At 43.8% G+C, this 26,934-nt stretch carries 24 protein-coding genes; 14 read left to right on the forward strand and 10 right to left on the reverse strand.

Translation table 11 applies throughout. The features are described from left to right. The first annotated feature begins 427 nt into the window (after window positions 1–427). Entirely contained in the window at window positions 428–1,459 is a 1,032-nt protein-coding gene (locus J3P43_RS16460) for a right-handed parallel beta-helix repeat-containing protein (protein ID WP_255904480.1), read from the forward strand. A gap of 79 nt (window positions 1,460–1,538) precedes the next feature. Here the strand turns inward: J3P43_RS16460 and J3P43_RS16465 are convergent, their stop codons facing one another. Further along, entirely contained in the window at window positions 1,539–1,973 is a 435-nt protein-coding gene (locus J3P43_RS16465; RefSeq protein ID WP_255904482.1) for a hypothetical protein, read from the reverse strand. A gap of 220 nt (window positions 1,974–2,193) precedes the next feature. Here J3P43_RS16465 and J3P43_RS16470 point away from each other — a divergent pair, with 220 nt between their 5' ends. From J3P43_RS16470 to J3P43_RS16490, 5 genes are all read left to right on the forward strand, one after another. After that, window positions 2,194–2,736: an RNA polymerase sigma factor gene (locus J3P43_RS16470; RefSeq protein ID WP_255904484.1), complete on the forward strand. Its 543-nt coding sequence runs from the start codon at window positions 2,194–2,196 to the stop codon at window positions 2,734–2,736. Further along, a complete protein-coding gene (locus tag J3P43_RS16475) occupies window positions 2,717–2,986 on the forward strand; it encodes a hypothetical protein (RefSeq protein ID WP_255904486.1) in 270 nt (89 codons plus the stop codon). Before J3P43_RS16470 ends, J3P43_RS16475 begins: the two co-directional genes overlap by 20 nt. 95 nt (window positions 2,987–3,081) lie before the next feature. Next, the gene (locus J3P43_RS16480) at window positions 3,082–3,786 is read left to right on the forward strand and encodes an ATP-dependent Clp protease proteolytic subunit (RefSeq protein ID WP_255904488.1); all 705 of its coding nucleotides are present in this window, start codon (window positions 3,082–3,084) and stop codon (window positions 3,784–3,786) included. A 246-nt stretch (window positions 3,787–4,032) separates the two neighbouring features. Further along, on the forward strand, window positions 4,033–5,016 hold the full coding sequence (locus J3P43_RS16485) for a sterol desaturase family protein (protein WP_255904490.1): 984 nt from the start codon (window positions 4,033–4,035) through the stop codon (window positions 5,014–5,016). A gap of 35 nt (window positions 5,017–5,051) precedes the next feature. Continuing rightward, entirely contained in the window at window positions 5,052–5,645 is a 594-nt protein-coding gene (locus J3P43_RS16490) for a dihydrofolate reductase family protein (protein ID WP_255904492.1), read from the forward strand. 54 nt (window positions 5,646–5,699) lie between these two features. Here J3P43_RS16490 and J3P43_RS16495 read toward each other — a convergent pair whose 3' ends face one another. After that, a complete protein-coding gene (locus J3P43_RS16495) occupies window positions 5,700–6,206 on the reverse strand; it encodes a DinB family protein (protein WP_255904494.1) in 507 nt (168 codons plus the stop codon). A gap of 280 nt (window positions 6,207–6,486) precedes the next feature. Here J3P43_RS16495 and J3P43_RS16500 point away from each other — a divergent pair, with 280 nt between their 5' ends. Continuing rightward, window positions 6,487–6,936, forward strand: coding sequence for an SRPBCC family protein (locus J3P43_RS16500; RefSeq protein WP_255904496.1), 450 nt, complete (start codon window positions 6,487–6,489; stop codon window positions 6,934–6,936). 309 nt (window positions 6,937–7,245) lie between these two features. Next, on the forward strand, window positions 7,246–8,103 hold the full coding sequence (locus tag J3P43_RS16505) for a DUF808 domain-containing protein (protein ID WP_255904498.1): 858 nt from the start codon (window positions 7,246–7,248) through the stop codon (window positions 8,101–8,103). A gap of 60 nt (window positions 8,104–8,163) precedes the next feature. Here J3P43_RS16505 and J3P43_RS16510 read toward each other — a convergent pair whose 3' ends face one another. Both J3P43_RS16510 and J3P43_RS16515 read right to left on the reverse strand, forming a co-directional pair. Further along, a complete protein-coding gene (locus J3P43_RS16510) occupies window positions 8,164–8,697 on the reverse strand; it encodes a GNAT family N-acetyltransferase (protein ID WP_255904500.1) in 534 nt (177 codons plus the stop codon). 52 nt (window positions 8,698–8,749) lie between these two features. Further along, window positions 8,750–9,475, reverse strand: coding sequence for a metallophosphoesterase family protein (locus tag J3P43_RS16515; RefSeq protein ID WP_255904502.1), 726 nt, complete (start codon window positions 9,473–9,475; stop codon window positions 8,750–8,752). Window positions 9,476–9,649: 174 nt separating this feature from the next. Between J3P43_RS16515 and J3P43_RS16520 the strand changes: the two genes are divergently transcribed. From J3P43_RS16520 to J3P43_RS16535, 4 genes are all read left to right on the forward strand, one after another. After that, window positions 9,650–10,708: a glycoside hydrolase family 43 protein gene (locus J3P43_RS16520; protein WP_255904504.1), complete on the forward strand. Its 1,059-nt coding sequence runs from the start codon at window positions 9,650–9,652 to the stop codon at window positions 10,706–10,708. A gap of 135 nt (window positions 10,709–10,843) precedes the next feature. After that, window positions 10,844–11,320 (forward strand): TspO/MBR family protein, encoded by a 477-nt coding sequence (locus J3P43_RS16525; RefSeq protein ID WP_255904506.1) that lies wholly within the window; start codon window positions 10,844–10,846, stop codon window positions 11,318–11,320. Between the two features lie 99 nt (window positions 11,321–11,419). Continuing rightward, entirely contained in the window at window positions 11,420–11,830 is a 411-nt protein-coding gene (locus J3P43_RS16530; RefSeq protein ID WP_255904508.1) for a GNAT family N-acetyltransferase, read from the forward strand. A gap of 82 nt (window positions 11,831–11,912) precedes the next feature. After that, window positions 11,913–13,037: a glycoside hydrolase family protein gene (locus tag J3P43_RS16535; protein ID WP_255904509.1), complete on the forward strand. Its 1,125-nt coding sequence runs from the start codon at window positions 11,913–11,915 to the stop codon at window positions 13,035–13,037. Between the two features lie 21 nt (window positions 13,038–13,058). Here the strand turns inward: J3P43_RS16535 and J3P43_RS16540 are convergent, their stop codons facing one another. The 5 genes from J3P43_RS16540 to J3P43_RS16560 form a co-directional block, all read right to left on the reverse strand. Further along, window positions 13,059–14,363, reverse strand: a complete 1,305-nt coding sequence (locus J3P43_RS16540) for a chloride channel protein (protein WP_255904511.1) — start codon at window positions 14,361–14,363, stop codon at window positions 13,059–13,061. 128 nt (window positions 14,364–14,491) lie between these two features. After that, window positions 14,492–15,847: a DUF6089 family protein gene (locus J3P43_RS16545; protein WP_255904513.1), complete on the reverse strand. Its 1,356-nt coding sequence runs from the start codon at window positions 15,845–15,847 to the stop codon at window positions 14,492–14,494. Between the two features lie 133 nt (window positions 15,848–15,980). Next, window positions 15,981–16,679, reverse strand: a complete 699-nt coding sequence (locus J3P43_RS16550) for an SIMPL domain-containing protein (protein ID WP_255904515.1) — start codon at window positions 16,677–16,679, stop codon at window positions 15,981–15,983. 149 nt (window positions 16,680–16,828) lie between these two features. Then, on the reverse strand, window positions 16,829–17,584 hold the full coding sequence (locus J3P43_RS16555) for a TIGR03915 family putative DNA repair protein (protein WP_255904517.1): 756 nt from the start codon (window positions 17,582–17,584) through the stop codon (window positions 16,829–16,831). After that, entirely contained in the window at window positions 17,584–18,837 is a 1,254-nt protein-coding gene (locus J3P43_RS16560; RefSeq protein WP_255904519.1) for a putative DNA modification/repair radical SAM protein, read from the reverse strand. The genes J3P43_RS16555 and J3P43_RS16560 overlap by 1 nt, the downstream gene beginning before the upstream one ends. A 153-nt stretch (window positions 18,838–18,990) precedes the next feature. On the opposite strand from J3P43_RS16560, the gene J3P43_RS16565 reads away from it, so the two are divergent. Together J3P43_RS16565 and J3P43_RS16570 are read left to right on the forward strand one after the other, a co-directional pair. Continuing rightward, window positions 18,991–19,221 (forward strand): hypothetical protein, encoded by a 231-nt coding sequence (locus J3P43_RS16565; protein ID WP_255904521.1) that lies wholly within the window; start codon window positions 18,991–18,993, stop codon window positions 19,219–19,221. Window positions 19,222–19,397: 176 nt separating this feature from the next. Then, on the forward strand, window positions 19,398–24,005 hold the full coding sequence (locus tag J3P43_RS16570; RefSeq protein WP_255904523.1) for a rhamnogalacturonan lyase family protein: 4,608 nt from the start codon (window positions 19,398–19,400) through the stop codon (window positions 24,003–24,005). Between the two features lie 93 nt (window positions 24,006–24,098). On the opposite strand, the gene J3P43_RS16575 is transcribed toward J3P43_RS16570, so the two are convergent. Continuing rightward, window positions 24,099–26,927 carry a porin family protein gene (locus J3P43_RS16575; protein ID WP_255904525.1) on the reverse strand — a complete coding sequence of 943 codons (2,829 nt, stop codon included), beginning with the start codon at window positions 26,925–26,927 and terminating at the stop codon, window positions 24,099–24,101. Between the last annotated feature and the right edge of the window lie 7 nt (window positions 26,928–26,934).

Raw genomic sequence — 26,934 nt, forward strand, 5'->3', positions numbered from 1 at the left:
GCTGTTGAAGTTTAAGGGAGTTATCCTTCAGGGCGAATTGAATATGAAACTTAGTAGCTGATGCTGCGCTGATAATCCCGGGTGAGTTGTGCTTAATATCTGGTTGTAATCTTTACAGAACACTTCCGAACGATAATCGCAGATATTTCGAACAAAAATACTCGTTGCCCTACCGCGGCACCTTCCATCTTTACATGGAGGTTAAAGCATTCTGATATTGATGTTTAACCGAATAGTATTGACATAGATCATTATAATGGTCATTAATGAAATGAGTAATTAAATATGAGTCGCATCCGGTGAGAACAGCCACTCATAATAACGACAATAACCCGACCAAGCCAACATTATCTACGTCAAGCCTATACAAAAGAGGACGCCGAAAATCTTAAGAGTAGGCATAACCAATAACCAAATTATTAACCAAATGAAAAAAAACAATTTATTCATGGGCGCTTTCCTGAAAGTTACAGCCGTTGCTGCCATGATGGTAATTGCAGGATGCAGTAAAACCGACCATTCTGTAAATGAAGATGATTCCGTTATTTCTGGCGGGGGAAAAAGTTCTGCAACAGTTAAAGCATACACAAATGAAGTTCGGTCTAACGGAGCAGGCGGCTTTATCTGGCGTATCAACAATGTTGATCAGGGTACCACAAGCAGTCTGGCGACAGCGATTAATAACTGTATTGGGACTGGTAATCGCGATGTTCATGTTGTAACTGGCGGTACTATCGGTCATCAAATCAATCTTCAGCCGGGCCTTAACCTCTACTGCCACAATGTTAGCCTTAAGAAAGGCCATACCGGGTATGGTTTTTTCAGAGATGGTAGTGGCGGGATCAAGATTTACGACATGGTATTAACCCAAACTGGTGGTATGGGTATCCGTACAAGCCGCGCGAGCGACATCTACATTCAGAATGTAAGAATTTATGGTGGCAGCATCGGTATCCGGATTGACAGTCATCCCAGCCGCCCTTATGAAGACGGCCGTTGGGTCTATCGCGTACACATTCAGGATTGCAGATTTGAAAATGGCAGCAGCCACGGACTTGAGACCTACGGCGTAGACGGATTTAAAGGTTACGGACTCGTGGCAAGAAACATGGGCGAATGCGGAGTGTTGCTTAATAAAACCATTAACGGAACCCTTGGAACAGTAAATGCTTATCGCTGTAACAATGGCGGTGGTTATGCAGGACTGCGTTTAGCCAATAGCTGCAGTAATGTTACCACAGATATGTTGTATGCTGATCAATGCGGCAGAGGATATTTTGTACTGTCTGGCAGCAATAACACCACTTTGAAGAACTGCCGGATCACGAACGGTACTGGTATCGGGGTTTGGCTGGAGAACGTGGTAAATTGCAAGGTTCTGGCAGGATGCACAAATGACGGTGTTGCAGTTACCGGCTCTGGTAGTTATGCTAACGTCAGCACCAGCGGCTGTCCGTAATAAATAAATTCACTTGCTGATGAAGCAAACAAAAACGCCCCATGATTTCTCTTGGGGCGTTTTTGTTTTTAAATAACTCTTAGTTACGCGGGCGACCACCAAAACCGCCTGTAAAAACTGCGGTAGCGTTGGGGTTACGTTCTTTAGCTGCTGCAAGCGCAGTATCGTACGCCTTTTTCTGTTCCGCAGTAAGCATAGCTACTATAGCCTGCTCAACCGGCGTTCCCAAAGCCGCTCTTTTTGGAGCTATGGCCTGGAAAGCAGCCATACGATCACCATCTTGAGGAATGGTAGCCATCAGGCTGTCAGACGAGGTGTAGAACTTCGTGAGCATAGGCGTAATCTTAGCCTTCTGATCTTCAGTAAACGCAAATGCAGCAAAACGCTCACTGGTAAATAATGCTTGTGCACGTTCGGCAGGAGGGAGGCGCTGACGCTGACCACCACCGCCACCCTGGGCTTTAACCGCTACCATCGCTAACAGTAGGAATACGGACAATACTAATTTTTTCATCGTTATAGGTTTTAATAAAATCAAGTTAAAATAAGAACTATTATTTATTGCAAAATCAAAAAGGAGATGAATGCCCGCGAAAATGAGACGAACGGGCAAGTATGAGGGATTTAGAGGATATGAAAGTTGCAGGAGCCGTTTATTAGAAGTCTGCAATAAAAAAGATTTTAATTTTCTGGTGATATTTTACTGCTAACTTGCACTTCTACATAAAAAGCTCATGGAAACTTCTCATCAGCAAGATATGAACCAGCGTCAACAACAGTTTTTTAGCCTGTATAAAAACGCCTTCCCGGCTTTTGCGCGTTTTGTAAGTCGCATGGGCGGAAATCTCGACGAAGCCAGGGATATATTTCAGGATGCCCTGCTTGCCTGGTATGAAAAAACTGCATCTTCAGATTTAAATGTTACAAAATCAGAAAAAGCTTACGTGCTTGGCATTGCTAAATATTTATGGATAAAACGCTATAAAAGCACGATATCCCAAATCGAATTCAGCGCCGGTTTTGATGTCGGCGAATCATTTGGTGAACAGGCCAATCCTTCGGAGCAAAAGCTCCTGGAGGTGTTAGAAACTGCAGGCCGCAAATGCATGGAGCTGCTCAGGGCTTTTTACTATGACAAGCTTTCACCCGCTAAATTAGCAGAACGCTACAGTTTCTCAGGCGAGCGCTCTGCCACTGCCCAGAAATATAAATGCCTCGAGAAGGTCCGCAATGAAGTTAAACGTCAATCTCTAAGTTATGCAGACTTCATCGATTGAAACCTGCGAAATAGAAGCACATCTTTCAGGCGCTCAGCAGCCAGAAGAGTCGCTGATCTTTCAGGTTAAGCTTATCTTGCAGCCGGATCTGGCCGATAAGCTTCGGTGGCAACAGAAGACCTACCGGCTGCTGCAGCTTTACAGCAGGCAAAAGCTCAGGGCCGAGATCTTAGACGTAGAGAATATTCTTTTTAACGATGCACTGCATCTCAGCTTCCGGCAGAAAGTCTTTAAGCTGTTTAAGCGATAGCTCTTGCCCTAAACAAATAAAATTTCAGAAAATCTGCATGTAAACCGGCCGAGGAGCCCCCCTATGGAATTGCTATGCCCAACAAAATGAACAACATGAAAGCTATTGCACACGAATTCAGAAACTACGCCGTAAAACACCGCCGCATCTCAGGTCTGCATGTAGACCAGTACCTAAGTGGTATACAGCGTAACTCTGCACTATCTGCGGTAACTCCGTACATCATCGAAGAACGCAGCCTTAACGTCGCCCAGATGGACGTATTCTCCCGCTTAATGATGGACCGGGTAATCTTTCTCGGAACGCAGGTAGACGACAGTACGGCAAATATCATCCAGGCCCAGTTGCTTTTTCTGCAGTCTACCGACGCCGAAAGGGATATCCAGCTTTATATAAACTCCCCCGGGGGCTCGGTATATGCGGGTTTAGGTATATACGATACCATGCAGTATATAAGTCCTGATGTCGCCACCATTTGCACTGGTGTAGCTCTTTCTTTTGGCGCAGTACTTTTATGTTCAGGGGCAGCCGGCAAGCGTGCTGCCCTACCACACTCGCGTGTGATGCTGCATCAGCCTCATGGAGGTGCTCAGGGGCAAACCAGTGATATGGAGATCACGCTCCGTGAGTTCGTCAAGCTCAAACACGAACTCAACGAAATAATAGCCCGGCACAGCCATCAGGACTATCAAAAGGTTCACGATGTATCCGACAGGGATTACTGGATGACTGCCGGCGAAGCGAAAAATTTCGGAATCATCGACGAGGTGCTTGGTGGGGCAGGGAAGGGTGCCATATAGTTCTTAATAATCAGTCGACAAATGGCATTATGCTGGACTGCTCACTAGGACTGAGCGTTAAAAAGGTTGTTAGAAGGCTTAGATAAGCGGAGCGCCAGCCCGGCTGGTAATAATGCCGGTCCGGAAGATGCACCTGGTTGCCTGAGAATACTTTGCGGAAAATAAAAACAAAGATTGCTTTAAAAATGTGATAATAATCTTGATCCATGAAGCTGCGGCTTTGTCAAGCTACTTATGACTGTTGCAATGTCTTTATTAACTGCAGAACCTTTGTTTGGCGCAAGGGAAATTCCTTACGAAGAAATAATTAACCTGGAGAAAAAGGCCCCTGAAATAATCGTATATGCTATTCCTCTTATCGCGTTATTTACTTTTTTAGAAATAGGCTATTCCTGGTATCTCGAAAACAAAACTTATCAATGGAGAGAGTCAATCGGATCAGCATTAGTTGGATTCGGCCATATCGGCATCAATCTTTGTCTTAAAATGGGCCTGGTTTATGCGGCCGTGTGGATATATAATCAACTGCCCTGGCGCATTGCTTTTAACTGGTGGACCTTAATACCCTGTTATATTATTTTTGATTTCTTTAGCTATTGGTCGCACCGGATTTCGCATTTCAATCGCTTTTTTTGGGCCACTCACGTGGTGCATCATTCTGCAGAGCATTATAACCTCACCGTTTCCTTCCGGATGAGCTGGGTACAAACCCTCAAAATTATGTTCTTCCTGCCGGTTGCTTTAATGGGCTTTCATCCGGTAATATTTTTCGTTACCAATCAAATTGCTGTATTGTTTCAATTTTGGGTACATACCGAATATATTGGCAAATTGCATCCCGCTATCGAATATATTTTTGCTACTCCCTCTAACCATCGCGTACATCACGGTTCACAAGAGCAGTATCTGGATAAAAATTTTGCGGCCACCTTTATCATTTGGGACAGGATTTTCGGCACCTATCACCCGGAGACTGAGAAACCAGAATATGGCCTTACCTCAAAAATCGGTAACAGGCTAAATCCTGTTTTTCTTAACTTTCATGAATTTGCCGATATTGTAAGAGATGTGCGATCGGCCTGCGGAATAAAAGAAAAAATATTCTACCTTTTTGGAAGCCCTGCTAAAATTCGCCTGAGAAAGAGCCGCTTCGGTAAATCAAAGGATCCGAAGCTTCATGCAAGTACCACGCAACACGCCTTGAAGCGGCAAAGCAGGGTGTGGCAATAGCTAACAATTGCGTTTAATATAGGAGGTTAAATACTATGAGAAAAATAATTGTTTTATCATTTATCACCTTAGACGGGGTAATGCAGGCGCCAGGTGGGCCGGAAGAAGATACATCAGGCGGTTTTGAATATGGCGGCTGGCTCGCATCGTATGGAGACGAGGTTTTTAATAAAGTTTTGCAAAGCGAAATGGAACCCGCAGATCTTCTGTTAGGAAGAAAAACATTTGAGATCTGGGCCGACTATTGGCCAAAGCATGAAGACGGATGGCCGGGTATAAATGACGTTACGAAATACGTCGTGTCCACAACGCTGAAAAACTCGGATTGGAAAAACTCGATATTCCTTAACGGCCTGGCAGACATTAAAAAGCTCAAAAACTCAAACGGTTCCAACATTCAGGTGTGGGGCAGCGCCAATTTGATTCAGACGCTGCTCGAGCATGATTTAGTCGACGAGTTGAGTCTCAAAATTTTCCCTTTAACTCTCGGTAAAGGAAAAAAGCTATTTGACGGCGGCGCGATACCAGCCGCGTTTACTTTAACCGAAAGCTGGGTTACACCAGGCGGTATTATTATTGGCAAGTACAGGCGAGCCGGAAAAGTTAAAACAGGTAATCTCGCGGTTTAAGGAGATTCCGGGGGGATGGGGCGAATTATCGGTTTTCTCCGCCCTATCGCTGCATCATTTTCCCGGCCCGCTCTCTTCATATGTGGGTCCGTACATGCCGGGTACTTTATTTCCGGTTGCCCGCAGATACACAATCATTTCGCCACGGTGATGATAGATATGATTAAAAAGGAAACCGCGAACAACAGCAGCTCGGGGCATCGGGCCAAGAACGGTTTGGTCGCCCACTTTCATTGTCCACTGCCGCTGTAAACTTTCCTCGCTTACGGATGTCAGCGCAGTCCTCGCTTTTTCCACGTTTCGCTCGAAAAGATCAAGAGTTGCTTTTATATCTCCCGGGTCCCCGCGTTCAAAAGTGTCTGCCGCCATGTCGTATACATCCTGTTTAAGCGTTCCAACGTACCAGTAGTAAATGGTAGCAATGTGCTGAGCGAGTTCGCCCATGCTCCATGAAATTTGCGAGGGTTTGTACTCCAGATCTTTTTCTGGTACAGCCTGCAATAGTTTTCTTGTGCTGTTTACTTCGTGTTCAAATTCCGCTATTAAAGATTGCAATATCATGGTGTAAATTTTAATATCTAATCCAGTTGGCTTTATAAAAACCTTCCTGTGTTTAAAAAGTTTCGTCTACTGAGCCACCAAAGATTATCTTTCAAAGGCCTGAAAAATTTATCCGGTCGTAAATAGAATTAAATTGGTCGCATATTCCCCTATTCTATATTTGTTTTTACTCTCATCTTTGATAAGCAATTGATCTTACGGTCAGGCAGTGGAGCAGCTACCACAACAAACGGGCGAACCGAAAAGCCAAACGAGTAGGAATCAAAAAAAAAGAGTTATTATGGCAGACAACAAAGTTTCATTGCACAGAGTTATTAAAGCCTCTCCTGAAAAGGTATACCGTGCTTTTACGGAAGCCCTGGCTATCGCCGCATGGTTACCGCCCTATGGTTTTCTTTGTACCGTACACCAAATGGATGTAAAGGTCGGCGGGACCTTCAGAATGTCTTTTCAGAATTTTACGACAGGTAACGGACACTCTTTCGGCGGCGAATATGTAGAGGTAAAAACCAACGAGTTTCTCAAATACACCGATAAATTTGACGATCCTAATCTGCCAGGGGTGATAACCACTTCTGTTTGGTTTCAGAAAACCTCTGTAGGTACTGATCTGAAAGTATTGCAGGAGAATATCCCCGCCGTTATCCCTGCGGAAATGTGTTACCTCGGTTGGCAGGAATCGCTTGAAAAATTGACAAGGCTGGTCGAGCCTGAAATACCCGATGCCTGATCTCTTAAAAGATTAACCAGGCAGTTTTCTCTCTGAGTCGCACTATCTGGTTAATCAAATGAAGCTTCCAGTTGCCCCACAGAATGTATTGATGTGTACGCAGCGCGATTAAGCCACCACATTTACCCTGTCTGACTGGATGGCCCTCCCAGAGCTTTTCTCATCCCGGTTGTTAAAATATCTGTTCCTTTGATTATTATTGAGCGCGATTACGATTATTGTGCAAACGGTTTAATTACCCAACCGTTTAAAATACCCGATCCCATACAGGGGGCGGATTAACATCAGTTATTAATTATACTACACTACATGGCTTCAGGTTTTTTTGCAATTCTGGATGATATTACGGCTTTAATGGACGATGTTGCGGTGGCAACAAAAATTGCTACACGCAAAACCGCCGGTATTTTGGGCGACGACTTAGCAGTAAATGCAGAAAAAGCAACGGGGTTTCTTTCCTCCAGAGAATTACCAGTTTTATGGGCCATTACCAAAGGCTCTTTTATCAATAAATTGATAATTGTCCCGGTTGCATTATTGCTGAACGCCTTTTTTCCGGCAGCAATTCAAATCGTACTGATTCTGGGAGGAATTTACCTGGCTTATGAGGGGGTGGAAAAGATAATTGAATACTTTTTTCACCGACAAAAAACCGGACAGGAAGTAGTGGAAGAGATTAAGCACGATGATAATGCCGAGAAGGCCAAAGTCAAATCTGCAATAACCACAGATTTTATACTTTCCGTTGAGATTGTAATTATAGCCCTCGGAAGCGTGGCTGCAGATACCTTAACAACACAAATAGTAACTGTTGCTGCCGTAGCATTGCTGGCAACAGTAGGAGTGTATGGCATCGTGGCCCTTATTGTAAGAATGGACGACGCTGGATTAAATCTTATCAAACGCTCCAATAATAAAGGGTCTTTATATATACTGGGCTCCTTGCTGGTTAAATCACTGCCTGTGATTATCAGGATTCTGTCTGTTGTTGGAACGATTGCCCTGCTGCTTGTTGCCGGTGGTATCTTCGTTCACAATATAAATTATTTCCATCACCTGTTACCAGGAATTCCTGCCACCATCAAAGAGTTTTTGATCGGTACAGCAGTCGGGCTCCTGGCGGTGATCATTTTTTTGGGAGCAAAGAAAACATTTTCGTTATTCTGACCTCATTGTATCTCTGCCCGGCAGGTAATTTCGAAATTCAACATGAGTGATATCAACATATTAAGTTTTGGCTACATTCAAGTCCAGTTTCATCATGATATCAGTCTGTTTATCATCGCCTAATTGAAATACATGCTTGTCAAACTCGACGAATCCATTCTTTTTATAGAACCTTATAGCTCTCGGATTCTCTTCCCAAACTCCTAACCAAACATAGTCGGCATTTGCCTGCCTGGCTATTTGCATCGCCTTATCATACAGTAATTGCCCTACACTCTTTCCATGAAATTCTTTTAAAACATAGATCCGCTCAATTTCGAGAGCCCTGTCATCTTTTAAATCAGTTTGTGATTGTCCAAAGTTAAGTTTCAGATATTCAATCACCTTCTTTTCCAGCGTAGCGAAATAAAAGGCAGAGTTATTATCTTCAAGCTCGGAGCTGAGTTTTCCTAAAGAAAATCCTTCTTCCAAATACTTTTCCATGTTTGCTTCCGTATTTCCGGTTGAAAAAGCTTCTGAAAAAGTTTGTTTGGCGATTTTTTGTAATTGGCCAGCCTCAGCTAATGTTACCCTCCTTATTTCTATATTTTCCATCCTTAGCTTTTTTTCCTTCCCGATATTGCAGTAGCGCTCGTGCAGATACCCTTTAATATGCTTTTCTCAAACGGTCAGCAAACTCTCTGGGTAGCGGGCTTGCTTCTATTGCCCTCGCCGCTGCTTCAACATCGTAGTCGAAGCGAATAAATTCAATTTTTACCGCGTCCTTATCTGCAAGTGTGCTTTCCTCGTTTAGTGTTGCAATAACATAACATCCGCGCGGGTCACCGTCTTTAGGCTTTCCAACCGAACCGATATTCACCACATGTTTGTACTTGCCCCCACAAGCGATTAAACGATGATAAGGCTTATGCGTATGGCCGCAAAACAAGAGATCAGCTCCCGCTTCTTCCAGCATTTCTCTTACGTATGTTTCGTCGAGGTCCTGCAATAGGTACTCATCAATACTCCTGCTGCTGCCATGAACCAGCAAAAGACTGATCCGCTCATCGCCAAAAGAAAAATGAACCCTGATCGTTTTGGGCAGCGACCTTAAATATTCTCTCGCATCATCCGAACCAATATGATAGGCATAATCCACCTCCTTCAAATGGGCATCCTGTTTCAGTTTCTTTACCTTCAGGTCGTGGTTGCCCGCAATCGAAGGAATTCCCCGTTTGCGAATTTCAGCTACAACTTCGTTTGGCCAGGTATTATAACCCACCAGATCTCCAAGACAATATAGGGCGTCCACATTTCTGCTTCCCAAATCTTCGAAGAAAGAATCCAGAGCAGGGAGGTTGGCGTGAATATCAGAAAAGAGTGCTATTCTCATGTAAAGCGGTATGTGTGTAACGGCGCTAAAATACCGCTTACGCGGGATAAATGGGAGAGCTTTCTACGAAGTTGATTTTTTGTGCAGGTTTTTTACTATGTGACCACAGGCCGGGACATGTTACTTGTCACTCTGACATTTAATCGCTTACTTTGATTTATAAACCAACGATTAATGAAAACCGCAACGACACTTTTCTTACTGGCAATTCTATTCATCGCAATTACTCCTGCAAAAGCGCAAACGAAAGCAAAAAACCTGAACGAAAAAAAGCTGGCGGCCTATCTGCTGACTTACTTTAAAGACGACACTCATGGACTTTATTTTGCTTTAAGCGACGATGGTTATACCTTCAGCGATGTTAACAACGGAAAGCCGATCATTGCAGGCGACACTATTGCGGAACAAAAAGGGATCCGCGATCCGCACATTATGCGGGGTAATGATGGGTATTTCTATATAGCGATGACAGACCTGCATATTTTTGGCAGGCAAAAAGGTTACCGCACAACCGAGTGGGAACGCCCTGCAGAACAATACGACTGGGGAAATAACAGAGGATTTGTACTGATGAAATCGAAGGATCTTATTAACTGGTCGCATACCGTTGCCGATCTGCATAAAGCTTTTCCGGAATTAAATGTGGGTTGTGCCTGGGCGCCCCAGCTTATCTATGATGACGAAGCGAAAAAAATCATGATTTACTTTACCATGCGTTTAGCGAAAGGGCGTACCAAGCTTTACTATGCGTATATGAACGACGGGTTTACAGCGCTTGAAACTTATCCGAAAATACTTTTTGAATATCCCGATACCACCAAACAGATACTAGATGCCGATATTACGCGCCTGCCAGATGGTCGTTATTGTATGATGTACGTAGCTCAGGAAAATCCGGGGGGTATTAAAATGGCCTTTTCTAATAAAATCAACAGCGGTTATCAGTATCTCCCCGAGCAGGTTGATTTTGAGCCGGCCGCCTGTGAAGCGCCGAATGTTTTTAAACGCCTCGGCCAGGAAAAATGGGTGCTCATGTATGATGTCTTCAGTGTAAAACCTCATAATTTTGGTTTCTGTGAAACCAGCGACTTCAAGACCTTCAATAATCTGAAACGTTTTAACGAGGGATTAATGAAAACTACAAACTTTAGCTCTCCCAAACACGGGTCTGTGATTCATCTCACCAAAAAGGAGGCAAAGCAACTGAAGCGTTACTACACAGCGAAAAAATAAGTGTTTGAAAAGGCGGATTGGGTTTGTCGAAATTCTGCGCTTTTCCCGGATTCTTGGATAATTACAACGCCCATTGCATGCTGAAATCATTCAAATCTTATTATCTTCTTTGGTGTTAAATACAAAAGCAACAGAATGAATTTCAAACCTATTATCGCCTTAATAATTTGCATTTTAATCCCCTTATTAACCGGAGGGATTGCTGGTTTTGTAACTTCATCGAATATCGAAAGCTGGTTTACTTACCTGGAAAAGCCGGCGTTTAATCCACCCAACTGGTTATTCGGACCGGTTTGGACAACACTCTATATTTTGATGGGTATTTCCCTGTTTATGATCTGGAAAGAGCCCGCGACGCCCCAGCGCAAATCGGCGCTTCGGCTGTTTTTTCTCCAGCTTTTCTTAAATTTTGCCTGGAGCTTTATTTTCTTTTACTTTCATCAACCCGGTTTTGCATTCCTCGAGATAATTGTTTTATGGATTGCTATTGTGCTGATGATCGTCTCTTTCTACCGATTAAACCGATCGGCAGCATTTTTACAGTTACCTTATTTGGGTTGGGTAACATTTGCAAGTGTACTGAACGTCTCGATCTGGTATCTTAATAAATAGTGTTTTCGGTTCGTGTTTTAGATTAAGCAATTTGGATTTTGGGCTTTCTCACAACCGTGGTTTATATTTGCACACGCAGGGTATAGCCCAAAAGACCTAATGATACAAATAGAACAAGTACCTGCTTATGTAGTATGGCCAATAAGGCATGAAGTGATGTATCCCCAAATGGAATTCGATTCTATTAAACTTAAGGAAGACGAGCAGGGGACTCATCTCGCGTTATTCGGTGGCAACAAACTGATCAGCGTGATTTCTCTTTTCCGTACAGGCGACGACTTGCAATTCCGAAAGTTTGCAACGCTTGCTGAGTATCAGGGTAAAGGTTACGGCTCGGCCCTGCTGAACTATGTAATCGATACAGCCAAAATGGAAAGTGTTACACGATTATGGTGCAACGCTCGCACATCCGCAGCGTCGTTTTACGCAAAGTTTGGCTTTCAGGTAACCGCTCATTCTTTTGTTAAACATGGGTATGATTTTGTTATTATGGAACGAACCTTCCTGTAAGGCCAATCAGGTTCATTTATAAGTTCGGACAGATGCCCAGAGAAGAAGATTGCCGCATTTGAAACGTTTTAACAATACTTTTATGAATAATAATAAAGCATTCATTCAATTAATATCGACCCCGGTTTTGATGCTCTTGATGATAGTTTTTTTTGCCGATGTAAATGGGCAAGTTAGCGATATCAAGTCGCGGCAGAAGAAATCAGGAAAGCTTGCAGAAAAAACTTTAAAGCTTGTTAGCGAGCATTCTGGTCCCGTAATAAGTGCTAATCACCCCGATGTAATTGCCAGCGCCAATAAATCTGGCTTTGAGACCGGACAGGTGGTTAAGATCGGTGCGGTGTATCATATGTTTGTTAACGAAATGTTCGACAGGCCCCACCGGGATCTGCGGATTTCTTACTGGACAAGCAGTGATGCAGTTGATTGGAAGAGACAATCAACCATCGTCAATAGTATCCCCGGTCGTACACATACTAACCCCCGGGCAGAGGTTTGGTGTACCGGAGTGGTATTTAATGAAGATGAAAATGCCTGGAATATCTTTTACGTTGCTTATCGCGGAGGCGATGCAACTAAAGGTGAAATTGCGGGTAGCGACTATCAGGGAAGGATCTGGCGGGCGAAGTCAACCGTTCCCGGGATGAACGGAATTGCTGGCCCTTATGCTGATATGGGTATTGTGCTAGAGCCTGATGCCAACTCTCAGCCCTGGGAGGGACAGCAGGCCGTAGCTTGTTTTAATCCTTATAAAGTAGGTAATACCTGGTATTCGCCCTACGATGGCCACAATTATCTGCCATTAAGCGGCTGGCCAACCGGGCTCGCTTTTGCATCAAAACTGAATGGCCCCTGGACAAGAATGCCTGAAGGGTTCAATCCGCTGCCTTTGGCTGATGTGTTTACCGAAAACGAAATTGTAAGCAGGTTAAAAGATGGCCGTTATCTCATGATTTACGATTCCCTGGGAGATCAGGAAATTGGTTATAGTCTTTCTACAGATGGGATTCATTGGAGCCGCGAAACTCGTGTCAGGGTACAGGCTGTTAAAAGCCCCTGGGCCGAGCCGGGTGATCATTACACTCGTACTCCGCTATGCGCCATTGAAGAAGAGAATGGCAACTTTACCGTTGTGTATACCGCCAGAATGAAAGTGAAGGATAAAAACTTTTACGCTATTGGTAAATGTGTATTAAGCTGGCAATAGTTTGGTTCCCAGTTTCTTTTCTTAGTCGTGGCCCACTTGCCTTTTTTTCCTAAGAGATCTGTCCGGACCCAGCTGTGCATTGATCAGCGGAGTTTTCGGTGCAAGGAAAAATCCTGTTAAGCTGGCAAACATGATGGGTATCAGCGATTGGAAACCTGTCATAGTTCCCAAAAGTATGATGATACTTACAGGAGTGCGGGTTACGCAAGCCACGAGAGAAGCCATTATACAGACACTTACCAGGGCAAGGTTCTGCCCAGGAACTAACTGGTAGATAATTACTCCGAGGATGGTGCCGGCAAAAAATAAAGGGATAATAAATCCGCCCCTCCATCCAGAAGTAACAGTAATGGCAATAGCAATCAATTTCAGGATCAGCAGCGTAACAAGGAATTCAATAGAGAAAGTTCCTGTTAGTATTTCCTGTAGTTCATGATGTCCGAAATATCGTGTTAAGGGTAAAAAGCAGGCAATGCTCCCCAAAAGAAAGCCACCTAAAGCCAGTTTAATGTAAATTGGAACCGATAAGAGACCGAATAGAGATTTAAATTTTTTTACCAGTAAAATAAATAGCCAGCCAAGTGCAGCTCCGGCCAGAGAGTAAAGAATAGCATAAAAAATATCGTTAATCTGGGGGTTCGAATAGGTAGGAAAGGCCCAGGTGGGTCCTAAATTTAAATGTGTAATCAAAATAAACATCAGGTAGCTCGCGCAACTTGCCACAAGTGCTGGCATAAAGGCTTGATAATACCTGGTAACCTGCTTATGATCTAATATTTCAAGAGCAAATAAGCTTCCGCCCAAGGGGGCGCCAAACAAGGCAGTAAAAGCCGAGGCCATTCCGGCAATGGTTATCGAACGGATGTCTTCCCCTTTAAATCCGAGCCTCCGCGCAATATATGTTCCTGTAGACCCAACCACCTGTACTAACGGTGCTTCCGGACCTAAACTCCCTCCGGCAGAGATACATAGCAGAGACGAAAGGATCATAGAGGGGTTATTTTTAGGATCCAGTCTCCCTTTATTAAAATGAATATTATCTACTATCAGGTCAATTTCGCCCGGGTCGCCTAATTTATGGATAACTAAACCTGCTGCCAGGCCGGCAACTGTCATTAATAAAATCACATAAAAACCATCTATACCGGCAAGAAGGTGGGTTAAATGCTCCAAAACAATCCAGTATCCTCCTGCAATAATTCCGCCGATCAATCCCAAAATTGTCCAGATCAAAAATAGCTTGTTATAAACGAAAGGGTTAAATTTTAACGGGCCTTGTAATGTATCCTTAAGTTCAAAAACTCTTCTGCTGGTTGAAAATTTCATTTATCCTCTTTGAAATGGCAAAAGGACGAAATCTCAACTGTTTTTCATAATATTTTTTCAGCCTCGGTTATTGAGAAAAAAAAAGGGAGATGCCAATGGCATCTCCCTTTTTTTTGAAAGGATTACTTTTAATACAGCGTAAATTCAACACGCCTGTTCTTTTGGCGTCCTTCATCTGTTGTATTGGTTTCAATCGGTTGACTTTCTCCGTATCCAGTCGCCTCAATCCTCGAGGGATTTGCACCCTGGCTTACCAAATATGCTTTAACAGATTCGGCTCGCCCTTTTGATAATTTTAAATTTGAGGCGTCGCTGCCTACATTATCTGTATGCCCGGCCAGCTTCAGGCTAAAGTTTTTATCGATCAACAAATCTGCAACACGTTTTAAGCTTGGAAGTGAAGCCGAGCGAATAGTTGTCTTTCCGAAGTCGAATTCCAGGTTTCTGATCGCTTCCGAAACAACTCTTCGGTCTTCTTCTGTGATTACAACAGTTCTTGTAGGATTGTTAACAGTTACTGTTAGGGGACAGCCTGCGCCGTCTACCTGGGTTCCGGCAGGCGTTCCCGGACACTTGTCAAAAAAGTCCGATACGCCGTCTTTATCTTCATCGTTCTTGAATCTGGCCCAGTCGGTCGCCATTTGGCGAAGTTGGTCAGCACTTTTCGATCTTTCATCGGCAAGCTGGTTTTCGAGATCTTTCACGCGTTTTATATAGTCATACTCTAAAGCAGCTACAGGGTTATGTGTTGCCAACTGTGGCTTCGATCTGGAACCCAAGGCAAATTCAAGTCCCGCGGAAGCGTAAGAAAATTTATCGTTTTGCGGCCCTGAGTGATGCCCATCCAGATTGTCTGCATCAACAAAATTCATAGTGTATGCCAGATCAAGATTAATGGAACGTGAAAGGCCAACTTTTAAACCTGCACCCAATGGAAAAAATACTTCTTCAATTGGGTCGCCTTGATTGTATTCAGAGGTGGCACCGGCATTTGTGGTAACCATAGTTTTGTACGACATCAATCCGGCGCCTCCCGTTAGATAAGGGCTCAGCATACTTTTTCTGTTAAGCCAATAAAAATTTCCAATGGTAAGATTTGCAGTCAGGCTTCCGGCTGCATGAATCTCGGTTTCAAACGACCTCATCGGGCTGGTCGAGGCTGTTCCGTTACCCAATACATTTTCATTATTTGCGTTCAATTTGCCGCGTAAAAAGTTGCCTTGAATACTTAAGTTGTGACTTAACTGTTTCTTGATATAGGCGCCCATACCCAGGTCTGTTTCCCAGTTAGTATAATCATTTTTGCCAAAAGGCGCTATAGGAGCCAATGCCCCGGCATTTATACCGATTGACCAGGTACGGAAAGATCCAGCCTTTGCAAAAGGGGCTACTGATTGATATTCATTGACTTCTTGTGCGAAGGCGTTGGTAGCAAGTAGAATGGATAGAGTAAGTAGCGAAGTTTTTATGTGATTAATTATCATGATGAAGGATATGGTTAAAAATGAATCTGATCAACCATTCGCTACATTAACCACAATTAAGCCTTTTTGTTCTGTCTTATCCGGTTCGTTTCGACTAAAAAAGGCCACTTTACCCCGTTTCTACGCTATCTTCCTATTCCAGCTCGAAGACTGCTCTGATCTGGTAACTTAGTTTGGTAGACTTAAAACCCACAGGAGGCATTGATGCGGCCTGTTCTGTCATTAATCCGTCGTTCGCTACTGAGCCCATTGCGCCTGAATAGGGCCGATTTGAATTTTCGATCTCGTTGATTTCGAGAGCTTCCCCCACTTTGTTATCGACAGCAGCAGCTAAATGGGTGGCTTTATCTTTTGCCGCTTTCAGCGCTTTTACTTTAAGCTCACGTTTAATTGCCTCGAGGTTTGAGTAATCGTAGCCGTCTATATTGGTGTATTCTACCGCTTTTGCATCAACAGAACTAATTATTTGATTAAACTTGTTCAAATCCGAAACCTTTAAACGATACTGTTTTCGTGCCATAAAGGCCCGGTTTTTCCTTCTCTCGTATTCATAATTAAAACTGGAAACGTTGTTTATCGTGAAGTTTTCTTTTGGAATGCCTGCTTTTGTTACAGCGGTTTGAAGCCTGGCCTCCAGTTCTTCAATCAGTACTTTCTTTTTTGATGCATCGTCTACAAATTCTTTGAGCGATATGCCAACATAGATAATGTCTGGTACAACTTCAGCTTCCGCTGATCCTGAGACTTGTATTTTATGCCGGGTGTCCACGTTCTGCGTGCAACCGGAAAGTAGAAATGCGCCTGCTGTGATAATAAGTGCTAATATTTTCATGCTATTTGGTGTATGAAGATAAGATGCAGAAGCCGAAGGCTTTCCATAAATAAATCAATACACAATTATGTGCCGCTTAGCTGTTATCAGTTTAGCTGCGACGCACGAACACTGAAAAATATACCACCGGGCGGTAGCAGTTTGGGTATTCAAGGCGATTTCTCTATTAAATACTTCCAATATCTTTTTGGTACATGTCTGAGATGAAGTTTAATATTCCTCCGTTCTTTAATATTTACGTGAATAAAATAGTCTTTCCACAACGTTTGATAAATCTCTTCCTCCTCCGAAAATATTGAACGAATGTCTCCACCCTCCGGTTTCGCAAAGTCAAGCTCAATCTCCTGAACTTTTTCTAAATCGTAGAAAATTCCATATTTACGCCGAAGATCATAAATCAGCCATTTTTGATCTGCATATCTTTTTTCGAAATGAGATATCAGGATGGGAAGAACATTGAAATCGGGATCAACTGCGCCATAATAGATACCATCTTTAGTAAGTTGAAAACGAACGAATGCTTCCATTCGGTGCTTTTCGCGATATACCATTTTTGCTACTTGAGTACCTCTTAGTATAGTACTATTTCCGTATGCTTTTTCTGCCCCATCAAGTGTTAAAGCCAGGCGTATGTATTCCAGTAAATGATCTTCGATGGCTGGAAGCTCTGATAAAAAGCTGTGATACACGTTCTGTAGTCCGGTTCTGGAAAGCTTTTTCTCAAGCCCCAGCCATACTCGTTTCGCCTTCACATTATCCGTGATAATATTTATCGGGGTATATAGCAGGCTGGGTTGGAGCGTCCGTTGCGGACATATCCGCGCTTGTTCTAGCTTCCTTTCATAAGCATCGAAAATTGCCGTCAGAAATCCCGGCCAGGTATTATCGTAAATCAGTATAGTCATCAAAAGAGTTGTAATTGTATAGCAACTGCCGAAAGCGCTTTGCTTTGAGCGCCCGACAGAATGTATTGCTTTATCTGACTTCCCGATAAATCGCGGCGTTCATAATTGCGGCTGTTGCAGATGATGAAATACTTCGCACGGTTGAGAGCCACTCCGAGTTTTTTAAGATGCTCCCAGTTTAATCGCTGGAAACGGCGGGCGTCTACAATTTTTCGCGCAGACTGAATTCCGATTCCTGGCACCCGAAGGATCAAATGCAAATCAGCCCGATTGATGTCAATTGGGAACTGCTGCACATTTCTCAGCGCCCAGCTTAGTTTCGGATCGATGTCCAGATCCAGGTTGGGATGCTCTTGGTTAACAATTTCCTTAACCTGAAAGCCATAAAATCGCATAAGCCAATCCGTTTGGTAAAGCCTGTTCTCCCTGATTCGCGGCACAGAGGTGTTTAATCCCGGCAACCTGTTGTCGTTAGACACCGGAACGTAGCCCGAATAATACACTCGTTTCAGATTGAAGTTTTTATAGAGGCTATTGGCTGTAAACATAATGTCTTTGTCGCTTTCCTGGGCGGCTCCGATTATCATCTGGCTGCTCTGTCCGGCAGGGGCAAAAAGAGGAGCGTTCCTGAAAGTTTTGTTTTCAGACTCGCGAAGGATGATTTCGTTTTTCAGAAAGTTCATGGGCTGAATCATATCCTTTCGGTCCTTGTCGGGTGCTAATAACTTTAAGCCCTGTTCGGTTGGTATTTCAATGTTCACACTAAGCCGGTCAGCATACAGTCCAGCCTCCTTCATTAATTCGTCGCTTGCGCCCGGAATTGACTTGAGATGGATATATCCATTGAAGTTATGTTCGCTGCGCAGTTTTTTTGCCACCCGAACAAGACGTTCCATCGTATAATCAGCATCCTTAAATATCCCCGAGCTAAGAAACAGTCCTTCTATATAATTCCTTCGATAAAAATTGATGGTCAGATCCACCACCTCCTGAACGGTAAAGGCAGTGCGTTTGATATCGTTGCTTTTACGCGTAACGCAATATGCGCAATCATATATACAGAAGTTCGTAAGCAGGATTTTTAACAGGGATACACATCGGCCGTCCTCTGTATACGTGTGGCAAATTCCGTTGCCCGTATCTCCCAGGCCTTTATTTTTATTCTTTCGAGTGCTTCCGCTTGATGAGCAGGACACGTCATATTTGGCAGCATCAGCTAATATTTTCAACTTCTCTCTTATCCGTTCCGACATAACTTCAAATTTACTAATATTTTTAGTAAATTCGGTGTAGTTGCTGACCTGAAAGAATAATTTAAGATTTATTAAATTCTATAGTTTATCCGCTGTCTGGATGCCATTATTACGGTGACAGATTTTATGTATTTTCACATTAAACTGTTCATTATGATTCGAAGTGCATTAATTGCTCTGTTTGTACTTTGTTCTGTTCTGTTCTGTTGCACAGGAAATATCAGTTATGAGATACTCGTAAATCTCGTTAGTGGCAAAACCGAGGAAGGAGTACTGGAGCGTGCGGACGAGCAAGGATTAAAAATTAAAAGTGAAAGTGGTTCAAAGATTGTCGAAGCGGCCACCATTGCTAAAGTGCAGATTCTTCCTTACAAGTGGACTTAAAAAACCTTTAGAACAGGTGCCGCTGTACGCGTAGCTATTTCTGACCAATTTTCCTGTCTTTCCTGAACATAATTCCTGTTCTGTCTGTTGTTTATAATATATATTTGACCTAGGTTTAGGATCTAACCAAGAGCCATTCTAAGCTAACCAATTAACTAACTTCTTAATCTTAAACTATGGGTAAACTTTTACAAAAATCCTTTGTAGGTATTGCTTTTTCGCTCCCGATGCTGGAGACGAATGCACCATGCGATAGGAAAAAGCCGCTTTCGGGCTTTTCCTGCTTCGCCGAGTTCTTCCAGAAGGCCCTCCTTCAGATCAGCGTATTGACTATTTTGAGTCTTCTGAGCTTAAATTCTGTCGCGCAGCAATGGAAAATTGTAGGCAACGAAAACCAGATCTCATCGGTTTCGTCTGCGTACACCTCCCTTACGGTTCTGGATAACGTTCCGTATCTCATTTACCGAGAAAATACCGGCCCGGTGGTAAAGGTGAAAAAGAAAAACCCGGTTAGCGGCGACTGGGAACAGGTGGGAGACAATATTGGCTCCAATCTTACTTATACCCGGATTTATCTTGACAAGGCTAGCAAGCTTTTTGTTAGCTATGTTGACGCGTCAAGCGGAAACAGGCTGGCAGTGAAAACTTTCAACGACAGCACCCAGTTATGGCAGCCGCTTAACGGGGATATGGCCAATCTGTATGTTTCTTCAGGATCAGTGACCAATAATGTGTCGCAATACAGTTCTACGCCACGCAGCTCGCTTGCATTCGATTCGGATAACAATCCCTATATCGCTTTTGGCGATAACGGAACTCTTACTCCGTATGTTAAAAAATTTGATGGCAACTCCTGGGTAACAGTAGGTTCGGTATCCGTGAATCCTACCTCAAAAGCCGTGGCGGTGAGTTTGGTTATCGACGAGTCGGATATACCCTGGTTGGTGTTTTCAAGCTTATCCGCAGTTACGTCCAGTACCGGGAGTATGGCCTTGTACAAATATAGCAGTGGTGTCTGGACACCCGTTGTCGTTAATATCGGCGGTATCCGTCATACAAGTATGGCTCTTAATTCTGCCAACAACTTAACCATTGCCTACTTTAATACCGGAAACTCGAACCGGGCAACTATCATTGTATATAACAAAACCGCGGGGACCTGGAGCACCACCACCAGCCTTTCTTCGCGTGATGCGCCAAACATCAGTCTTATCAGGGATATTTCGGGCAATCTATATTGTTCATTTATTGATGCCATCAGCTCCTCATTTGCTAGTGTAGCACGGGTTTTTAAACAATCTGCCGGCGCCAGTAACTGGGTAGAAATGAAAGACCCGGCCGTTACAAGGGGTATCGACGAGCCAGTGGGCAATCTAACCATTGCCGACGGCGACGAATTTCCTTTCGTTGCCTTCACCAGAACAAACTCAAACGGTGTGAGTACGCCGGTTGTACGGGCCTACACGCCGCCAGCCGCTCTTGCTCAAATCACCACAAAAGCGATTTCAGGTATTACTCCAACTTCCGCGGTAGCAGGAGGAGATATAACATCTGATGGCGGGTCGGCTATTACGGAACGCGGTGTGGTTTTCAATACGAGCGGTAATCCAACAACGTCTCATACAAAAGTTGCAGCCGACTCGGCAGGCACCGGATCATTTACGGTTAACGTATCTGGTTTGAATTCTGCCACATTATATTATCTGAGAGCGTATGCCGTAAACGCCGGTGGTGTTACCTATGGCAATACCATCCGCCTGAATACACTCGCAGCCCCCGATGAAGTAGTAACCACGCCAAGGCAAATGGAATTTCTGAACAGAGGGGTGGTGGCATTACGCAAGTCGAGCAATCAGGTATATATAAGCTGGAGGCTCTTGGGTACCGATCCTTCAGGTATTGCTTTTAATGTTTACCGTGATAGTTTAAAGCTTAATGGAGCTCCCATTACAACTTCTACAAATTTCGTCGACACGACTACTGTCAATGGCAATTATACGGTAAAAGCGGTTATTAATGGTGCAGAGGGAAGTGCTTCAGCTCCGGCTTCGGTATGGTCAAATAATCAATTATCTATTCCACTCCAAATTCCTCCTGCAGGTACTCTTCCCGATGGCAGAACATATACCTACACCGCCAACGACGCGAGCGTGGGAGATGTTGACGGCGACGGTGAATATGAGATCTTCTTGAGATGGGCGCCAACTATCGAAAATCATAATTCGGGTGGTTATAGTGGAAAGCAGATCTTCGATTGCTACAGGCTTGATGGTACACGCTTGTGGCGTATTGATTTGGGCATTAACATGAATGCTGGTCCTCACTTCAATCCATTTATGGTTTACGACTTTGATGGCGATGGAAAGGCTGAGATCATCCTGAAAACCGCTGATGGAACTATCGATGGAACAGGCAAAGTACTTGGCGACGCAAATGTTGATTACAGAAACTCTGCCGGATGGGTTCAGCAAGGACCAGAGTGGTTAACTGTTTTTAACGGATTAACCGGAGCTGCAATGGCTACCACGGATTATCAGCCAGCAAGGGGAGCTGTTTCTGATTGGGGAGATAACTATGGGAACCGTCAGGATCGTTTTGTATCCGCTGTAGCTTATCTGGATGGCGCCCGCCCAAGCATTATTGTGGGTCGTGGATATTACGACAAGCTGGTTCGTGCAGCCTACGACTGGCGCGACGGACAATTGAGCCTTCGCTGGATATTTGACAGTAAAGATCCCAGCGATCCGGCAAATAATGCATATTCCAGTCAGGGTAACCACCAGATGACGATAGGTGATGTGGATGGTGATGGTAAAGACGAAGTGATCAATGGCTCAAGCGCCATCAACGATAATGGTAAACGTCTCTGGACTTATGGCCAGGGTCATGGTGATGCATTGCATATGTCGGATATGGATCCGGATCGTCCGGGACTGGAGATCTGGCAATGCCTTGAGTCGCCAAGCCAGTACAGTCCTCATGGTCTGAGGCTTCTCGACGCTAAGACCGGCGAAACAATCTTTGGCGTTCCTACAACAGGCGACGTTGGACGTGCCCTGGCCGGTGATGTTGATCCAAACCACAGGGGCTATGAAATGTGGAGCTCTTCGGGCGCTCTGTATAATGTTCAGGATGGTCAGATAGGAACTGCCAGGCCAACAGGAGGCAGCCAGGCCGTTAATCATGCTGTATGGTGGGATGGTGATTTCGGCCGTGAGGTACTCGATGGCACAATCATGGATAAATGGAATCCCAATACGAAATCATTGAACCGTTTATTCACCATATACCAGGCGGCTCCGGTATCATCAAATAACGATTCTAAGAAGAATCCGGCTCTGACTGCCGATATTCTTGGAGACTGGCGGGAAGAAATCATCCTGCGCCGTTCTGATAACACCGCGCTGATCCTTTTTACCACCAATATCCCAACAGAACACAGAATCTATACTTTAATGCACGATTCTCAGTATCGTACTGCAATAGCATGGCAGAATTCGGGTTATAACCAGCCGCCGCACCCAAGCTTTTTCCTGGGTTATGATATGGCTGCAGCCCCGACCCCTAATATTGAAGTTAAATACCTTGAGGCTCCTGTGGTTACAAGCATGAGTAAGGGCACGCGCGCCGATGGTTGTGATGCGGTTGTTAATTATGCCGCCGAAGCAACTGGCTTTCCTGCGCCGCAACATACTTATAGTTTTAGTGGGGCAACTACTGGTTCTGGAAGCGGTACCGGATCGGGCAATGTGTTCAATAAGGGAATCACTAACGTAAGTGTGACTGCTTATAACTCTTCTGATACACTTAACTATAATTTTACTGTAACAGTGATCGATTCGATCTCTCCGGTTTTGACAGTTCCATCTGGCGGAGTATTGTGCTATAGTGAAACAGGTTATACTATTCAACCGGCAACTGCTACGGACAACTGTGGAATAGCTGAGGCTACTTACAGCATCACCGGCGCTACTGTAAGAAGCGGAACCGGACTGGATGCCAGCGGAACCTTTAATCAGGGTACTTCCACCATTGTCTGGACTGTTAGAGACGATCAAAATCATCAGGTAAGTGACAGTATCACGGTCTTTGTGAACGCGCCGCTTACTGCAAGTATCCCTGATGTGTATGCAGTACAACAGACGGTAGATAACCCGAATACGCTGTATATTGGTTACGGACCGACCTCTCTCACTTTAAATGCAACACCAGCAGGAGGGACTGCACCATATACTTACCTTTGGAACACAGGAGAAACACTTGCGTCTATCAGTGTAAATACGGCCGGAAGCTATACAGTGACGATTACAGACGCTAAAGGTTGTACTGTATCAGCATCAATAGCTATTAAGGTTGTAGATGTTACCTGCGGCCCTAAGGGAGATAAGGTGTTGGTTTGCCATAAAGGATCAACTGTGTGCGTTGCATCGAACTCCGTTCAGTCGCATCTCGACCATGGCGACACGCTGGGCGGATGCTCAACAGGTGCTAACACATTGGCTGTTGCTGATGCAGAATTGAAGCCAATCTTTTCTATACAAGCTGTGGCAATCTATCCGAATCCATCTAACGGGAATTTCAAAGTTAATCTAAGCAGTGCAGAAAATGGAAAGGTAACTATCGCAGTTTATAATTCAGCAGGAACCCTGGTGAAATCGACTTCCGATATTAAAAATGGAACCTTTGAAAAAGAGATGAACTTGCAGGGATTAGCTGCGGGGGTATATCTGATCAAAGTGAGTCTTAACAATTTCACAGAAACCCGTTCTGTGATAATTAACTAGTATAAGCATTCAACAAAAAAAGCCTTCCCGGCAACGGGAAGGCTTTTTTTATGTTTTGAAGAGTGATAACTTCCGGCTTCGTCTGTCTTCTGTTTATTTCTTTGCAGCGGTCTTTCCAAATTTTCGTGGATAGTAAGAGAATGTAGTCATAAAATATTGTTGTAAAACGTTTCGGGTAGCAAAGGTAAAACTGTTTGCGCCTGCGCTATTTATGATACTATTATTCTGACGTAACAAATCCAGGGCAGTTAATTTTAACTCAACATTATCGCCCTTCAGGAAGCGATAAGTAGCACTGCTGTTCCAGATGTTGTAGTTGATGGCCTCCCTGCCCGAAGGCTTGTTGCTATTAAGGCTTATATTACTGTTAAGCGTGAACTTCTTCGTGATATTATAGCTTCCGCTGAAGGTAGTAGTGGTATTTGTGCCACTGTAATTGGTGTTGAATGCGTCTTGCCTGCTGCGATAATAACCATAACTCTCTTTGGCTTCTAATGCCAGTTTACCTTTGTAAGTGTAGTTTGCTGTAAGGTCGCTGGTAGTGTTAAGATTGTTTGAATATGCGAAGACTCCGTTTACATAGCCGGGACTTTTTGAAATATTGGCAGAGCCCAGCAAGTTGATCTGTAAGGCGCTGGTTTTTAGCTTTAATGCCTTTCTCACCTCGCCGCGAACATATGCCGCCCTATAACCGTCAACATTGGCCAGATAAACAGTTCTCCGGTTTTGCTGATCAATAAAGATGCTGTCGGATATAGCGTTATCTGTAAAACTTACCGACGCCGTCATATTGTAATTGAGGGTGTTTTTACCGCGCTGATCATAATGATAGAAGTTAAGATTTACTTGTCTCGTTTTTGCTTCCCGTAAATTGATGTTTCCGCGGATTAAGCGGTACACATTAGTACTGTCAGTTAGCGGTGCAAGCTGATCAACGCTCGGGATCCGGATAAGGGTGTTGAAGTTTAAAGAAACGTTGTTACTATGTTCGCCATACTGATAGCGATAATAACTAACCGACGCCGCGGGAACGAAGTTGCTGTAGCTGCGCCTGATGTTTTGAAAAGATTTTGCAGACTGATTATCCTGAACATCAAATTGTTGTTTTGCAGAAACACTAAAGTTTAGGGATCTGTTGAAGCGGTTACTAAGTCGTTTATGGAAGCCTCTCAGCAAGCTGAGAGAGGGTGTTTCGGTAAACGTATTGGTCCTGAGGTTATTACTTAGATAAGTGTTAGTGTCATAAGTACCGGTAGTGTTGTTAAAATCCGATATTCTGTTGTTGCTTTGTGAACTCCCTAATTCGAAATCATTGCTGATGCCGAAGTCGATATCTGCGAGTCTTTTGTTTCCAAAGAATACACGCTTCAAACTGGGAAGTTCAAAGAAAAGCTTTTGGTTTATATTGCTGCCTTCGTTATTGTATCTCCGGTTAAAATTCCGGTTGGTGCTTGCATCAACAAAAGATATAAATTCGGTTAAATCAGTTCTTTCATTTTCACTGTCGTTGAGTGTCAAACTATAACGGGCATTGTAGGCACGCAATTTTTTCCTTGCACTTAAATAATTGTTATGCCGGTAATCTGCATTTAAAGAAAATGCTCTGTTTGTAAAGTTGTTCCTGCCAATAACATTATTTGTGCTAGCCAGCTCATTCTGCTGGTTTTCCGAACTTCGAAACGAATTATTGAAGCTCTCGCCCGTGTTAAAAGATGTATTCTGACTAATGTTTAATTGCTTTCCCATCTTCGAAAACTCGTACCTGCTATCGAAATTGTGATTGTTGCTCAGACTGCTGTTATTGCTCGTTGTCATGTCAAACACCTTATTTCCCGATCCTACCGTAGTAGCCGTCTGGCTACTTGAAACGACATCATTATTGCGGTTTTGAACAAAATAGTTTGCGGTTAACGCCTTTTTATTCTCGTAGGTAGGCTTTTCAATGAAATTGTAACTGAACGTTGCTCCTGCAGCATTAGATCGATTTATACCTGTTGCCCTAAAATCTGGCTGATAATCGACACTTATGCCCGTTCCCTTAAAGGTGCTGTTAGCAGTCAGCGTCCGGATGCTGTTGGCTATCTTATTGGTGTTGTTTCCGGCGGCAACAATACCAAGTTGCAGTTTGGGCGTGTACATATTTACATTGCCATCGGCTTCAAACCGCTCTGTTGTTCCATAACCGCCACCTATCTTGCCAAAATGGCCAATGCCCTTGCTTTTCTTTAATTTAAGATTTACCGTCAGGCTGCTGTCCATCGGATTTGATTCGTTTTTCGCCTGATTGTAAACCTGAATCTTATCCAGCGCATTTTTCGAGATGTTTTGGAGAGCCATTTTAAAATCTCCGCCAAAAAATTCTTTCCCGTTTACCAGGAGGCTCTTTACTTCTCTTCCATTTACGGTGATTTGCCCGTCGCCCCAAAGCGTAACGTTCGGAATCTTCCTGAGCAGATCTTCAACCACTGCATTGCTATCCAGCTTAAAGGCAGCGGCATTAAATTCGAGTGTATCTCCATTCATTTGTATCGGAGGGAGTGTTATCGCGACCTCCTTCAGCGATACTTCTTTAGGCAGCAGGATCAATGTTTTCAGATCAAGCGGCGTTGCGTTGTTAAGTGTCGTGAAGCTCTTACGCAGCACCTGATACGAGATATGACTCACTTCGATATAAAAGTTACTGTTTTTAGGCAGGTTTCTGAAATTAAACTCACCATAAGTATTGCTAAGCTGGTAGTTTAACAAGGTACTGTCTGATCGGTAGATGGAAACTGTGGCCGACTTCACATGATAATTATGTGCCGTATCTTTCAATGATCCCTTAACAGAGGCAATGTTGTTTGGGTTAGCCTGTTGTCCGCTCACCTCAGAGAGGCTTAAAATCAGGATTGATGCAGTTAAAAACTGAAATAGGGTTTTCATAATCACC

The sequence above is a fragment of the Paradesertivirga mongoliensis genome (assembly GCF_024436395.1).
Taxonomy (GTDB): domain Bacteria; phylum Bacteroidota; class Bacteroidia; order Sphingobacteriales; family Sphingobacteriaceae; genus Paradesertivirga; species Paradesertivirga mongoliensis.